The following is a 14,685-nucleotide window of genomic DNA, read 5'->3' as shown; positions in this document are numbered from 1 at the left end:
ACACAACGATGTTTAATGAAAAAGATCAATTAGCTATAGATACGATACGTGCTTTAAGCATTGATGCAATCGAAAAAGCAAATTCAGGACACCCTGGATTACCTATGGGAGCGGCACCTATGGCGTATACTTTATGGACGCGCCACCTTAATTTTAACCCTCAATCTAAAGATTTTTTTAATAGAGATAGATTTATTCTATCAGCAGGTCATGGTTCGGCTTTATTGTATAGCTTATTACATGTCTCTGGTAGTTTAGAACTTGAAGAACTTAAACAATTTAGACAATGGGGTTCGAAGACGCCTGGACATCCAGAATATAGACATACTGATGGCGTAGAAGTTACTACTGGTCCATTAGGTCAAGGTTTTGCCATGTCTGTAGGGATGGCGTTAGCAGAAAGTCATTTAGCAGGTAAATTTAATAGGGACCAATTTAATATAGTTGATCATTACACTTATGTACTAGCGTCAGATGGTGACTTAATGGAAGGTATCTCACATGAAGCTGCATCTTTTGCAGGTCATAATCAGTTAGATAAATTAATTGTCCTTTATGATTCAAATGATATATCTTTAGATGGAGATTTAGATAAATCATTTTCTGAAGACACAAAACAGCGTTTTGAAGCCTATGGTTGGAACTATATTCTAGTTGAAAATGGTAACGATTTAGATGAGATTGATAATGCAATCACTCAAGCTAAATCACAACAAGGACCTACTATTATCGAAGTTAAAACTATTATTGGTTTTGGTTCTCCTAATAAAGCTGGTTCAAATGGAGTTCATGGTGCCCCACTTGGTGATGAAGAACGTGCACTTACATTTAAAGAATATGGATTAGATCCTGAAAAACGTTTTAATGTTCCTGAAGATGTATACGAAATATTTAAATCAACAATGTTAAAACGTGCAAATGAAAATGAAGAGGCTTGGAATAATATGCTTAAAAATTATAGTGAAGCCTATCCAGAATTAGCTGAGGAATTTAAATTAACAATGAGTGGTAAGTTACCAAATCATTACGCTAATGCCTTACCAGAATATGATTTAAATCACAGTGGTGCTTCTAGAGCTGATTCAGGAGAAATAATTCAAAAATTAAGTGAATTTGTTCCTTCCTTCTTTGGTGGATCAGCAGACTTAGCAGGTTCAAATAAATCTAACGTTAAAGAAGCTAAAGATTATAATAAAGATACTCCAGAAGGTAAAAACGTATGGTTTGGTGTACGTGAATTTGCAATGGGAGCAGCAGTAAATGGTATGGCAGCACATGGTGGACTTCATCCGTATGCAGCAACATTCTTTGTATTCAGTGATTATCTAAAACCAGCTTTACGATTATCATCAATCATGGGGCTCAATTCAACATTCATCTTTACTCATGATTCAATTGCTGTAGGTGAAGATGGACCCACACACGAACCTATAGAACAATTAGCAGGTCTTCGTGCCATTCCTAATATGAATGTTATTCGTCCAGCTGATGGTAATGAAACACGTGTAGCTTGGGAAGTTGCACTTGAATCAGAACAAACGCCAACATCATTAGTGTTAACTCGTCAAAATTTACCAACTTTGGATGTTGATAAACAAACAGTTGAAAATGGTGTGAGAAAAGGTGCGTATATTGTTTTTGAAACAGAACAACAACTTGAATATTTATTATTGGCATCAGGATCAGAAGTTAATTTAGCTGTAGAAGCTGCAAAAGAATTAGAGCAACAAGGTAAAGGTGTACGAGTTATTTCTATGCCAAACTGGTACGCATTTGAACAACAATCTTCTGAATATAAAGAATCAATTTTACCTTCTGATGTTACTAAACGTATAGCTATCGAAATGGCATCACCACTCGGTTGGCATAAATATGTTGGTATTGAAGGTAAAGTTATTGGTATAGATAGTTTTGGTGCTAGTGCTCCTGGAGATTTAGTAGTTGAAAAGTATGGATTCACTAAAGAAAATATTTTAAAACAAGTCCGTTCATTATAAATTTAGACAATGATTTAGTTGAACTTTTTAGGTTACTAACCATCAAAATTGGTTAGTAACCTTTTAGATATTAAAATAGAATTTAATAATATCTTTGGCTTTGTTATGATAATAAATGGAATACTAATCGTTATTATTCAAGAATGTCTTGAAATAACAGAACGAATTTAGTAAAATTCATAAGGATACAGAAAGCGGGTGAAACAATGGCAATTTGGGTAGCAATTATTCTGATCGTTATAGCACTTATTGCAGGTTTAATTGGTGGTTTCTTATTAGCTAGAAAATATATGAAAGATTACTTAAAGAAAAATCCACCTATCAATGAGGAAATGCTACGTATGATGATGATGCAAATGGGACAAAAACCATCTCAAAAGAAAATCAATCAAATGATGACAATGATGAATAAAAATATGAATCAAAAAATGTAAGGTTCATAGACATTATATTAATGAGTGTTACAGAAACTTATCAAAATAACTGTAGCGCTCTTTTTTTACTTATTATTAATATATTAATTTTATGTTCTAGTAATGAATTAAATACTATATATGTATTAAAATGTTAAAACTTGAACATTTAAAGTGTCAATTTTATAGTGATAGTGATATACTATCAAATGATTATTTAAGCGAATAAGTTTATGTCAAAAGAGGGTGTCAATTTGGCTTATTTAGTCTTTTCCATTGTGTTTGCATTTCTAATGGGTGCTGTCGTTATAGTGATAAGAATGAAAGCACAACAGTTTCCAGTCAATGAAAAGAAAATTATCTTACCACCATTTTTCATGGCTACCGGTGCACTGATGTATGTGGTACCATATTTTAGATTAACTGGTATGGAAATGTTAGAATCTTTGATATTAGGTGTTTTGTTTTCTACTGTTTTAATCTGGACTTCTAGATTTGAAGTTAAAGATGATAATATTTATATGAAACGGTCTAAAGCATTTCCAATTATTTTAATATCATTATTAATAATAAGAACAGTTATTAAAATATTTATAAGTAGCGAAATTGATCCAGGTGAAATTGCTGGTATGTTTTTTTTACTCGCATTTTGTATGATAGTACCTTGGAGATGTGCAATGCTTTATAAATATAAAAAATTGCAAAAGAATCTTATTAAGTAATATGTTTAACCACTTATCATTATTTTGATAGGTGGTTTTTTACTTGAAAAAGGTAAAAAAAGCATATAGAATTGAAACGAACAAACGTTCTTATCAGGAGGGTAATTATGAAAATTGTACATACCGCTGATTGGCATCTGGGTAAAATTTTAAATGGAAAGCAATTGCTTGAAGACCAAAAATATATTTTAACTCAATTTAAACAACATATGGAGAAGGAACAACCAGATTTAATAGTCATTGCAGGTGATTTGTATGACACCTCATATCCAAGTAAAGAAGCGATAGGTTTACTAGAAGAGACTATTGAATACTTAAATATAGAACTTGAAATTCCAATAATCATGATAAGCGGTAACCATGATGGTAGGGAAAGATTGAATTATGGCGCTAAGTGGTTTGAGAATAATCAACTTTACATAAGAACTCAACTAGAAAATATTGATGATCCAATAGAATTGAGTGGTGTTCAATTTTTCACTTTACCTTTCGCAACTGTGAGTGAAGTGCAAAATTATTTTAAGGATAAGCAAATAGAAACATATCAACAAGCATTAAACGAATGCTTAGAGCAAATGTCTAGTTCCATAGATAATAATAAGGTAAATATACTAATTGGTCATTTAACTATAGAGGGCGGTAAAACTTCAGATTCGGAAAGACCATTAACTATTGGAACAGTAGAATCAGTTGATATGCATTCTTTTCGGTTATTTGATTATGTAATGCTTGGGCACCTACATCATCCATTTAGTATAAATAACTCTTTTATCAAATATAGCGGTTCGATATTGCAATACTCTTTCTCTGAAGTAACTCAATCTAAAGGATATAGAGTTCTTGATATTGAAAATAATCAAATATTAAATGAAACTTTTGTTCCTTTAAAACCTCTAAGAGAATTAGAAGTTATTGAAGGTGATTATGAAGATATTATTCAAGAAAGAATAAAAGTAAAAAATAAAAATAATTATTTTCATTTTAAGTTAACGAATGTTTCTCATGTTACTGATCCAATGATGAAACTGAAACAAATTTATCCCAATATATTAGCGCTATCGAATGTAGTATTTGAGCATAGTGAGAATTTTAGCCATGTCGAAATCAAAAAGCAAGATGATCAGACAATTATAGAAAATTTTTATGAAAATATGACGGATCAACATCTGAGTCAATTTCAATCAGACAAAATAAAGCACTTGTTAAGTTTTATATTGGATAGGGAGGGATAAGATTTGAAGCCTTTACATATAGTTATGGAGAACTTTGGCCCTTTTATTAAAGAAACTATTGATTTTGAGCAAGTTGAAACTGATCAACTCTTTCTAATTAGTGGTAAAACTGGATCTGGTAAAACAATGATATTTGATGCTATAGTATACGCTTTATACGGTATGGCTTCGACCAAAACTAGAAAAGAAGGAGATTTGAGAAGTCATTTTGCAGATGGTAAATCGCCAATGTCAGTAATTTATCAATTTAAAGTTAATAATCAAACCTTTAAAATTCATAGAGAAGCACCTTTTATTAAAGAGGGGAATATAACTAAAACACAAGCCAAGTTAAATATATATGAATTAGTTGATAATCAATTTGAATTAAGAGAAAGTAAAGTGAATCAAGGTAATCAATTTATTGTACAATTATTAGGCGTTAATGCTGAACAATTTCGTCAATTATTTATTTTGCCTCAAGGAGAATTTAAAAAGTTTCTTCAGTCAAATAGTAAAGATAAACAATCGATTCTTAGAACACTTTTTAATAGTGAGCGATTTGATGAGATTAGACATCTACTTGTAGAAAATGTAAAGCAAGAAAAAGTACAAATTGAAAATAGATACACTCAAATTGAAAATTTATGGAATGATATAGATACATTTAATAATGATGAATTGGCCTTATATAAAGAATTAGAGAGTTCTCAGACAGATAAAATGATTGAAAAATTCCCACAATTTAATGATTATGGATACAAAATTCTCAAGTCATTTGAAGATGCTAAGATTAAAATAACTAAAGAATTAGATGATTTAAATCATAAATATAAAGTGAATGTTGAATTAAGTGAGAATACTAAAAAATTAAAAGCGGAAACAATCAAATTTGACGAATTAAAAAAAGAACAAAACTATATTGATAAATTGAATCAAGAATTAAAAATGATTCAGGAATCTAAAGTATTAATCACCTATTTTACTAGGCTGCAAAGTTTAAAAAAAGGTAAAGCTGAATTAGAGTCACTTCATGAGCAATCAAAATTAAATGAAACAAACTATTGCAATGAAATTAAAGATTTTCAAAAACAACTCGACCATTTATCAACACGAGAAAATGAAATAACTCAATTTAATCAGTATCTAGAAAAAAACCAAGTTTTCTTTAATCAATTAGATATGATTATTAGTAGTTATCAACAAAAACCGGTAATTGAAGAAGAAATAAAAAGATTATACAGTGAATATAATGATTTAATAACCAAAAAAGAAAAATTGACGAAAGAATTGAACGATAAAAACAAAGATTTTGCAATTATTGAACATTACACTGAAGAGATTTATAACCTGAAAAAGATTATAGATGAATATGAAAGACAAAAAAAGGATGAGAAATTATTTGATAAATTACAACAAGATAAATCATCTTATCTTAGTAAATTAAATGAGAAGAAAGAACAGTTAAATGAAATTGAATCATCAATAATTAATATAGATGCGACTTTAATTGATTTGAATGACAAAAAGGATTTTGTAAATGAAATAAAGTCCGCTTTGTCAGTAGGGGATACTTGTCCAATTTGTGGTAATGAAATACATTCATTGGGAGAACATATTGATTTTGAATCAATTGCTCAAAAAAATAATAAAATAAAACAGTTTGAAAGTAAGAAGGTAAAAATTCGTGATGAAATAATCAAAATAGAAACTCGAATTGAGGAATTAAATCATAGAGAAAAAGAATTAAATTTTGAGAAACAAGAAAAGAAGGATATTAGTGAGCTTCAAAAACAACTTAATCATTTGAAACAACTAAAAGATGAACAACAAAGCATAAATAAGTTAGTAGAAAATTTTGAGAAACAAGAAAAAGAAATAGTTAATAAAATACATCAGTTTGATTTAGATTTGAGTAGAAAGAACACGCAAAAAGAAAAACTGGAAATTCAAATTAATGATTTTGAACGACATTCACAATTTTCATCAGTAAAGGATTTTGAAGCTTATTATTCTCATGCTAAAAAACAAGTTGAGAACTATGAGTATGATAAAGAAAAAACTAAAAATAAATTGAACGAGTTAAATAATAAGTTAAAGATAGAAATGAATGATCAAAAACATTTAACTGAGAATTTAACTCAAACAAGTAAAGAAATAAATAATTTAGAATTAAAAATGGAAAAAGAAATGCAACAACTTGGTTTTGAGTCTTATGATCAAGTCAAAAGCGCTGCAGATTTAAGTGCCCAAAAAGATGAAATAGAAAGAGAAATTAGTATTTATAATAAGAACTATCAAAGTTTTGAAATAGAGATTAACAGACTCAATGAATTAGTTAAAGGAAAAAAATTATTAAATTTAGAAGATTTACGACAATCTATAGAAAAAACAAACTTGAAACTAGATGAAACGAATTCACAGATAGCTACGATTAGCTATAAAATAGATAATAACTCTAACAAATTTAATAACATAAAAAATATAATTCAGATCCTCGATGATGAATTAAAAGTGCAAAAAGAAATTTTCTTGCTATCAGAAATATTAGCAGGTAAAAATGATTATAAATTAACACTAGAAAATTATGTTTTAATTTATTACTTGGAAAAAATAATTTTTCAAGCGAATCAACGACTTTCATTTATGAGTGGTAATAGATATCAACTGATTAGAAGAGAGGCCATTTCCTTAGGATTAAGTGGATTGGAAATTGACGTGTTTGATTTTCATTCAAATAAATCGAGACACATAAGTTCACTTTCAGGAGGAGAAACATTTCAAGCATCACTGGCTTTAGCTTTAGGATTAAGTGAAGTCGTACAGCAAGAATCAGGTGGAATCACTTTAGATTCTATGTTTATAGATGAAGGATTTGGCACTTTAGATCAAGAAACACTTGAAACTGCGATAGATACATTAATTAATTTAAAATCATCTGGGCGCATGGTTGGTATAATCTCACATGTAAGCGAGCTTAAGCAACGCATTCCTTTGATTTTAGAAGTGACAAGCAATCAATACGAAAGTCATACACAATTTAGAAAAAATTAAAAAAATAGAGACTTAAGATTTTGTGACATGCTCTAATTTAAAGCTATTGATTTTTCAATACTTTAATAAAAACATGCATAATTTCTTTAAGTCTCTATAATTGAATATAGTGATTTGATTATTTTTTAAGCAAGTCTCTAATTTCTGTTAATAAAACAGTATTTTCTTCCACTTCTTCTTCTTTCTCTTCTTTTTTCATAACTGTATTAGCTATCTTAACAAAGATAAATAAAGCAAAAGCAATTATAATGAAGTCAATTATTGATTGTATGAAAAGTCCATACTTGATACCCCAAAAAGACCAATCTTCAGCAAAATCAACTGAACCAAATAATTTACCAATTAATGGCATGATAATGTATTGGACTAGGGATGTAACTATTTTATTAAACGCTGCCCCCATAACTACAGCAATAGCTAAGTCTAAAACATTGCCTTTGAGTGCAAACTCTTTAAATTCTTTTAACATAAAGCATATCCCTTCTTTTAAAATATATTTCTGATTATACAATATATAAATATTTTAGCAAATACTATAATTATGTAAATTTGATAATGTTGAAGACCTTTGTTAATCTATTAAAGTGTATTGGTAAAGTTAAAAATTTTAAAATAAAATTTAATTTTTTGATTTTACTGACTTGAAAAATTAAATATTCGAATGAAGGGAGTAATTAATTATGAATTCTTCTTCACAAGAGAAGAAAAATAAAAAGTTTTCTTCGGTTTTCATCTATAGTTCAATTATTGCAGCTATAGTAGTGATTATCGGTGCTGTTTGGCCTGAGAAATTCGATAGCGTTACTAATACAGCTAAGATGTGGATTACTAATAATTTGGGTTGGTATTACCTTATTTTAACAACAGTAATTGTATTCTTCTGTATTTTCTTGATATTCAGTCCAATTGGGAAACTTAAATTAGGGAAACCTAATGACAAACCAGAATTTAATACAATTTCTTGGTTCGCAATGCTATTCAGTGCTGGTATGGGTATTGGTTTAGTATTCTATGGTGCAGCTGAACCTATGGCACATTTTGCAGCTCCACCAACAGCTGATCCTGAAACGACAAAAGCATACACTGAGTCTTTAAGATCTACATTTTTCCATTGGGGATTCCACGCATGGGCAATTTATGGTGTGGTAGCTTTAGCCTTAGCTTATTCTCAATTCCGTAAAGGAGAACCTGGATTAATTTCTAGAACTTTACGTCCATTATTGGGAGATAAAGTTGAAGGACCAATAGGTACTTTAATTGATGTATTATCTGTTTTTGCTACATTAGTTGGTGTAGCTGTATCTCTAGGTATGGGCGCGCTTCAAATTAATGGTGGCTTACATTATTTATTTGACGTGCCGAACAACACTTTTGTTCAAGGTATTATTATTGTTATTGTAACAATTTTATTTATTGCTAGTGCTTGGTCAGGTTTAAGCAAGGGAATTCAATATTTAAGTAATTTAAATATAGGTCTTGGTACGGTATTAATGATTGTTACATTAATTGTTGGACCAACTGTTTTAATCTTAAATATGATGACAAGTTCTACAGGTAGTTTATTAAATTCATTCTTATTTAACAGTTTTGATACCGCTGCGTTAAACGGTCAAAAGCGTGAATGGATGTCAACGTGGACATTATACTATTGGGGTTGGTGGCTAAGTTGGAGTCCATTCGTTGGTGTATTCATCGCACGTGTATCTAAAGGTCGTTCTATAAGGGAATTTATTTCAGGTGTTTTATTAGTACCGGCACTTGTTAGTTTTATATGGTTCAGTGTTTTCGGCGTATTAGGAATTGAAACTGGTAAAAAACATTCGGATCTCTTTAAAATGTCACCTGAAACGCAGTTGTTTGGTGTATTCAACCATATTCCGTTAGGTATTGTTTTATCTATCATTGCATTATTGCTTATTGCTTCTTTCTTTGTTACTTCAGCTGACTCAGCAACATTCGTATTAGGTATGCAAACTACATTTGGATCATTAAATCCAAGTAGTCTAGTTAAAGTAACTTGGGGAGTTGCGCAAGCACTTATTGCCTTTGTACTATTATTAGCTGGTGGAGGAGATGGCTCTAAAGCCTTGAATGCTATTCAAAGTGCTGCCATTATAAGTGCTTTCCCATTCTCATTCGTCGTCATAATGATGATGATAAGTTTCTACAAAGATGCAAATAAGGAACGTAAATTCCTTGGATTAACACTTACGCCAAATAAACATCGTTTACAAGAATATGTTAAATATCAACAAGAAGATTATGAAACAGATATTCTAGAAAAAAGAGAAGTTAGAAGAAATAAAGAAAAAGAAGAATAAAGTGTAATTGCTTTATAAACCTGAGACAAACAAAATTGTCTCAGGTTTTTTTATAAAAATCACTAATATCTCACTACTAAAATTTTATTATTATATCTGCTGATAGATACAGTATCAAATTGATATCATTTCATTTTTGAGCGCATACGCTTATAAGTTTGTGGTCATTCAATTTGTATGAAGAAACCGAATAGTAGTTTGATATTTAAAATGATGTTCATTATTGATAACCATTCTCAATTAATAACATTTACTTATTGCGCTAATATCTTACGATAAGTTTTTCTTATATAAACTGATTACAAAAGCGAAATGAAAATAAAGCGTTTTCTAAAGGTACATAGTTGTTTTGATAAACATATAATAATACAATTTAATTAACGGCATATAAATATATATAAATATCAAGGGGGATATAAAATGGCTTCTAATATTAAAGAACAAGCAAAGAAACAATTCGAATTAAATGGTCAATCATATACTTACTATGACTTACAAACATTAGAAGAAAAAGGGCTAACTAAAATTTCTAAATTACCATATTCAATTCGCGTATTGTTAGAATCTGTGTTACGACAAGAGGATGATTTTGTTATAACTGATGATCATATCAAAGCATTAAGTGAATTCGGTAATGAAGGTAACGAAGGTGAAGTTCCATTCAAACCTTCTCGTGTTATTTTACAAGACTTTACAGGTGTGCCAGCAGTAGTAGATTTGGCTTCATTGCGTAAAGCTATGAATGATGTTGGTGGGGATATTAATAAAATCAACCCAGAAGTACCTGTGGATTTAGTTATCGACCATTCTGTTCAAGTTGATAGTTACGCTAATCCAGAAGCATTAGAACGTAATATGAAATTAGAATTTGAACGTAACTATGAACGTTATCAATTCTTAAACTGGGCAACAAAAGCTTTTGATAACTATAATGCAGTACCTCCTGCTACAGGTATTGTCCATCAAGTAAACTTAGAGTATTTAGCAAATGTTGTACATGTAAGAGATGTTGATGGTGAAAAAACAGCATTTCCTGACACTTTAGTTGGTACAGATTCACATACTACAATGATAAATGGTATTGGTGTTCTAGGTTGGGGCGTTGGTGGTATCGAAGCCGAAGCAGGTATGTTAGGACAACCGTCATATTTCCCAATTCCTGAAGTTATCGGAGTGCGTTTAACTCACTCTTTACCACAAGGTTCAACAGCTACCGATTTGGCTTTACGTGTGACTGAAGAATTACGTAAAAAAGGTGTGGTTGGAAAATTTGTTGAATTCTTTGGTCCAGGTGTTCAACATTTACCATTAGCAGACAGAGCTACAATTGCTAACATGGCCCCAGAATATGGTGCAACGTGTGGTTTCTTCCCAGTAGATGAAGAATCATTGAAATACATGAAACTTACTGGCCGTGACGAAAAACATATTGAATTGGTTAAAGAATATTTACAACAAAACCATATGTTCTTTGATGTTGAAAAAGAGGACCCTGAATATACAGATGTTATTGATTTAGACTTATCTACAGTAGAGGCATCACTTTCTGGTCCAAAGCGTCCACAAGATTTAATTTTCTTAAGTGATATGAAAAAAGAATTTGAAAAATCAGTAACAGCTCCTGCTGGTAATCAAGGTCATGGACTTGATCAAAGTGAATTTGATAAAAAAGCAGAAATTAATTTTAATGATGGATCTAAAGCTACAATGAAAACAGGAGATATCGCAATTGCTGCTATTACCTCATGTACCAACACTTCTAATCCATATGTTATGTTAGGTGCTGGTTTAGTTGCTAAAAAAGCTGTAGAAAAAGGATTGAAAGTACCAGAGTTCGTTAAGACGTCACTTGCTCCAGGTTCAAAAGTTGTTACAGGGTATTTAAGAGATTCTGGATTACAACAATATTTAGATGATTTAGGTTTCAACCTTGTTGGTTATGGTTGTACTACATGTATTGGTAACTCAGGGCCACTATTGCCTGAAATTGAAAAGGCGGTTGCAGATGAAGATTTATTAGTAACTTCAGTCTTATCAGGTAATCGTAATTTTGAAGGTCGAATCCACCCATTAGTGAAAGCAAACTATTTAGCATCACCACAACTTGTTGTAGCTTATGCGCTTGCTGGTACAGTAGATATTGATTTACAAAATGAACCAATTGGTAAAGGCAAAGATGGTAAAGATGTATACTTACAAGACATTTGGCCTTCAATACAAGAAGTTTCTGATACTGTAGATAAAGTTGTTACACCTGAACTATTCTTAGAAGAATATAAAAATGTATATCATAACAATGAAATGTGGAATGAAATAGATGTAACCGATGAACCATTATATGATTTTGATCCTAATTCAACATATATTCAAAATCCAACATTTTTCCAAGGATTATCTAAAGAGCCGGGTAAAATTGAACCGCTTAAAAGTTTGAGAGTTATGGGTAAATTTGGTGATTCTGTTACAACAGACCATATTTCTCCAGCAGGTGCTATCGGCAAAGATACACCAGCAGGTAAATATTTATTAGATCATGATGTTGCAATTCGCAACTTTAACTCTTATGGTTCCCGTCGTGGTAACCACGAAGTAATGGTACGTGGTACATTTGCCAATATTCGTATCAAAAACCAACTTGCTCCAGGTACTGAAGGTGGATTTACAACATATTGGCCTACCGGAGAAATAATGCCTATATATGATGCAGCAATGAAATATAAAGAAGATGGAACTGGCTTAGTTGTCTTAGCTGGTAATGACTATGGAATGGGATCTTCTCGTGACTGGGCTGCAAAAGGTACGAATTTATTAGGAGTTAAAACTGTCATAGCACAAAGTTATGAACGTATTCATCGCTCTAACTTAGTTATGATGGGGGTATTACCGCTTCAATTCCAACAAGGAGAATCTGCAGAAACACTAGGTCTTGATGGTAAAGAAGAAATATCTGTAGACATTAATGAAGATGTACAACCACATGATCTTGTAAATGTGACTGCTAAAAAAGAAAATGGTGAAATCATTAATTTCAAAGCTATTGTACGTTTTGATTCACTAGTAGAATTAGACTATTATCGTCATGGTGGTATTTTACAAATGGTATTAAGAAATAAACTCTCGCAGTAATTTAATATAATTTTGACTCATTATTAATTCAAAGCAGTCATGCTAACTATTGTGTTGGTATGACTGCTTTATGTTATCCTTAATTGAAAGAATAAGTTAAAGTTGAAAGAAGGATTACTCCAATGATATACAGTTTGACTGAAATTGAAGCAAGATATCAAGAAACGGATAAAATGGGGGTTATCTATCACGGTAACTACGCAACATGGTTTGAAGTTGCGAGAACTGACTATATAAGAAAACTTGGCTTCAGTTATGCCTCTATGGAAGAACAAGGTGTTATTTCACCAGTTGTAGATTTAAAAGTGCAATATAAAAAATCAATTTACTATCCTGAAAAGGTTACAGTAAAAACATGGGTAGAAAAATATTCTAGATTACGTTCAACGTATTGTTATGAGGTTTATAATGAAAATGGAGAATTAGCTACGACTGGTTCAACAGAGCTTATCTGTATTAAAGCAGATACATTTAAACCCATACGCCTGGATAGATATTTTCCTGAGTGGCATGAGACTTATAGTAAGGTTAACCAGTTAAATAAAGAAGGTAAAGATGCTGAGGTTACGTTTGGCACTGATCATTTATAAAAAGAAGCGAAGTGGTTTATCGCTTCTTTTTTTATATGTATAATTATATTAATTTCGTTTGTAGATGATCTCATCTTCATGATCGATTGCATCTACTGTTAGTGTTTCATCTTGAAAATACCATAAATCTTTTTCCGCAATAACGACATTTATTTCGAAGAATGTTTGTTCAAAACCTATTTCAATAGCATCTTTATTTTCTACGGTGAACGCTGGACTAAATCCTTGTTTTAATTGGAATTCTCCTCCATATTTTACATAAAACTGAAAAACTTTATTGCTTATAGGTAAATCCAATTCGTTTTTAAACCATTCTACTGCCTTTTGAGTTAATTTTATATTCATAGTGTTATCACCTTACTTTTTTTAATTTTTATTTATCTAAATTTTAAAGGCATGATAGCATAATACATTTGATATGCTCTTTTATTGTAATCGAGTAAATATAAATTCATAGAAAATAATGAATCTTTTCAAAATTTTAAGTTTTTATTTTATTTTGGCCATTAAGTTATTAATCGCTAATATATTAATAATGCCTGGAACATTGATTTGAAGTCCCAGGCTCTAAACAATTAGAAATTTGAGTTACATCCATTTAATTTTAGGTTCTTCACCTTTAAAAATTCTAACTATATTAGATTTGTGTCGAATGATTAATATGATTGAAACAATTCCGCTAACAGCAAGTAAAATATAATCATGAATGATAATTGAACCAATCACACAACTAATTGCTGCAATGATACTTGATAAAGAAACATATTTAAAGATTTTTAATACACTAAAAAAGATAATTGCCAATATAAGAAGTAAAATAGGATTGACACCTAATACAACTCCTGCACTGGTAGCTACTGCTTTTCCGCCATTAAATTTCAGATATATTGGATACACGTGACCGAGTATTGCAAACAATCCTACTATTAAACCATTTGTAAAGAAGGTGCTTATAACACCATCCGCATGAACTGGGAACCATAGTGGAAAAAAGACTGTAATAAATCCCTTGAAAATATCTAAAAACGTAACTATAAATCCGGCTGGTCTTCCAAGAACACGAAAACTGTTAGTTGCTCCAGTATTTCCACTACCGTATTGTCTTATATCTTTTTTAAAAAATAATTTACCAATAATTAACCCACTTGGGAATGCACCAATCAGATAACTCAAGATTAACATGACGATGATCATCATAAAAACTTACACATCCTTTAGAAACTTAGCTTCATTCTACCACACTCAATATTA

11 protein-coding genes are annotated in these 14,685 nt (G+C 30.8%); 8 read left to right on the top strand and 3 right to left on the bottom strand.

Annotated features, from left to right (window positions below; genetic code table 11):
* The first annotated feature begins 8 nt into the window (after positions 1 to 8).
* From tkt to sbcC, 5 genes are all read left to right on the top strand, one after another.
* Positions 9 to 1,997, top strand: a complete 1,989-nt coding sequence (gene tkt, locus HMPREF2663_RS05765) for a transketolase (RefSeq protein WP_070845970.1) — start codon at positions 9 to 11, stop codon at positions 1,995 to 1,997.
* Positions 1,998 to 2,203: 206 nt separating this feature from the next.
* Positions 2,204 to 2,431 carry a YneF family protein gene (locus HMPREF2663_RS05760; RefSeq protein ID WP_001831215.1) on the top strand — a complete coding sequence of 76 codons (228 nt, stop codon included), beginning with the start codon at positions 2,204 to 2,206 and terminating at the stop codon, positions 2,429 to 2,431.
* Positions 2,432 to 2,664: 233 nt separating this feature from the next.
* Positions 2,665 to 3,132: a CcdC family protein gene (locus HMPREF2663_RS05755; RefSeq protein ID WP_002457502.1), complete on the top strand. Its 468-nt coding sequence runs from the start codon at positions 2,665 to 2,667 to the stop codon at positions 3,130 to 3,132.
* Positions 3,133 to 3,239: 107 nt separating this feature from the next.
* The gene (sbcD, locus tag HMPREF2663_RS05750) at positions 3,240 to 4,364 is read left to right on the top strand and encodes an exonuclease subunit SbcD (RefSeq protein WP_070845968.1); all 1,125 of its coding nucleotides are present in this window, start codon (positions 3,240 to 3,242) and stop codon (positions 4,362 to 4,364) included.
* Positions 4,365 to 4,367: 3 nt separating this feature from the next.
* Positions 4,368 to 7,397, top strand: coding sequence for an exonuclease subunit SbcC (gene sbcC, locus HMPREF2663_RS05745; RefSeq protein ID WP_070845966.1), 3,030 nt, complete (start codon positions 4,368 to 4,370; stop codon positions 7,395 to 7,397).
* 118 nt (positions 7,398 to 7,515) lie between these two features.
* Here sbcC and mscL read toward each other — a convergent pair whose 3' ends face one another.
* A complete protein-coding gene (gene mscL / locus HMPREF2663_RS05740; RefSeq protein ID WP_002446365.1) occupies positions 7,516 to 7,866 on the bottom strand; it encodes a large conductance mechanosensitive channel protein MscL in 351 nt (116 codons plus the stop codon).
* 211 nt (positions 7,867 to 8,077) lie between these two features.
* On the opposite strand from mscL, the gene HMPREF2663_RS05735 reads away from it, so the two are divergent.
* From HMPREF2663_RS05735 to menI, 3 genes are all read left to right on the top strand, one after another.
* A complete protein-coding gene (locus HMPREF2663_RS05735) occupies positions 8,078 to 9,718 on the top strand; it encodes a BCCT family transporter (RefSeq protein WP_020361364.1) in 1,641 nt (546 codons plus the stop codon).
* A 420-nt stretch (positions 9,719 to 10,138) separates the two neighbouring features.
* A complete protein-coding gene (acnA, locus tag HMPREF2663_RS05730) occupies positions 10,139 to 12,844 on the top strand; it encodes an aconitate hydratase AcnA (RefSeq protein ID WP_070845964.1) in 2,706 nt (901 codons plus the stop codon).
* Positions 12,845 to 12,966: 122 nt separating this feature from the next.
* Positions 12,967 to 13,434, top strand: coding sequence for a 1,4-dihydroxy-2-naphthoyl-CoA hydrolase MenI (menI, locus tag HMPREF2663_RS05725; protein WP_002446368.1), 468 nt, complete (start codon positions 12,967 to 12,969; stop codon positions 13,432 to 13,434).
* A gap of 48 nt (positions 13,435 to 13,482) precedes the next feature.
* On the opposite strand, the gene HMPREF2663_RS05720 is transcribed toward menI, so the two are convergent.
* Both HMPREF2663_RS05720 and plsY read right to left on the bottom strand, forming a co-directional pair.
* Positions 13,483 to 13,779, bottom strand: a complete 297-nt coding sequence (locus HMPREF2663_RS05720; protein ID WP_070845961.1) for a HesB/YadR/YfhF family protein — start codon at positions 13,777 to 13,779, stop codon at positions 13,483 to 13,485.
* Positions 13,780 to 14,022: 243 nt separating this feature from the next.
* Entirely contained in the window at positions 14,023 to 14,631 is a 609-nt protein-coding gene (plsY, locus tag HMPREF2663_RS05715; RefSeq protein WP_002439653.1) for a glycerol-3-phosphate 1-O-acyltransferase PlsY, read from the bottom strand.
* Positions 14,632 to 14,685: the final 54 nt, after the last annotated feature.

Origin of the sequence: Staphylococcus sp. HMSC077D08 (genome assembly GCF_001837945.1) — a bacterium.
GTDB classification, from domain to species: Bacteria; Bacillota; Bacilli; order Staphylococcales; family Staphylococcaceae; genus Staphylococcus; species Staphylococcus epidermidis.
The sequence above is the reverse complement of the archived record's forward strand: the minus strand, read 5'-3'. Positions and strand labels throughout refer to the sequence as shown.

Bases quoted from the DNA above. Each gene is read 5' to 3' on its own strand.
- plsY (WP_002439653.1), bottom strand. From the start codon at position 14,631: ATGATGATCATCGTCATGTTAATCTTGAGTTATCTGATTGGTGCATTC.
- tkt (WP_070845970.1), top strand. From the start codon at position 9: ATGTTTAATGAAAAAGATCAATTAGCTATAGATACGATACGTGCTTTA.
- HMPREF2663_RS05735 (WP_020361364.1), top strand. From the start codon at position 8,078: ATGAATTCTTCTTCACAAGAGAAGAAAAATAAAAAGTTTTCTTCGGTT.
- HMPREF2663_RS05760 (WP_001831215.1), top strand. From the start codon at position 2,204: ATGGCAATTTGGGTAGCAATTATTCTGATCGTTATAGCACTTATTGCA.
- sbcD (WP_070845968.1), top strand. From the start codon at position 3,240: ATGAAAATTGTACATACCGCTGATTGGCATCTGGGTAAAATTTTAAAT.
- mscL (WP_002446365.1), bottom strand. From the start codon at position 7,866: ATGTTAAAAGAATTTAAAGAGTTTGCACTCAAAGGCAATGTTTTAGAC.
- HMPREF2663_RS05720 (WP_070845961.1), bottom strand. From the start codon at position 13,779: ATGAATATAAAATTAACTCAAAAGGCAGTAGAATGGTTTAAAAACGAA.
- menI (WP_002446368.1), top strand. From the start codon at position 12,967: ATGATATACAGTTTGACTGAAATTGAAGCAAGATATCAAGAAACGGAT.
- acnA (WP_070845964.1), top strand. From the start codon at position 10,139: ATGGCTTCTAATATTAAAGAACAAGCAAAGAAACAATTCGAATTAAAT.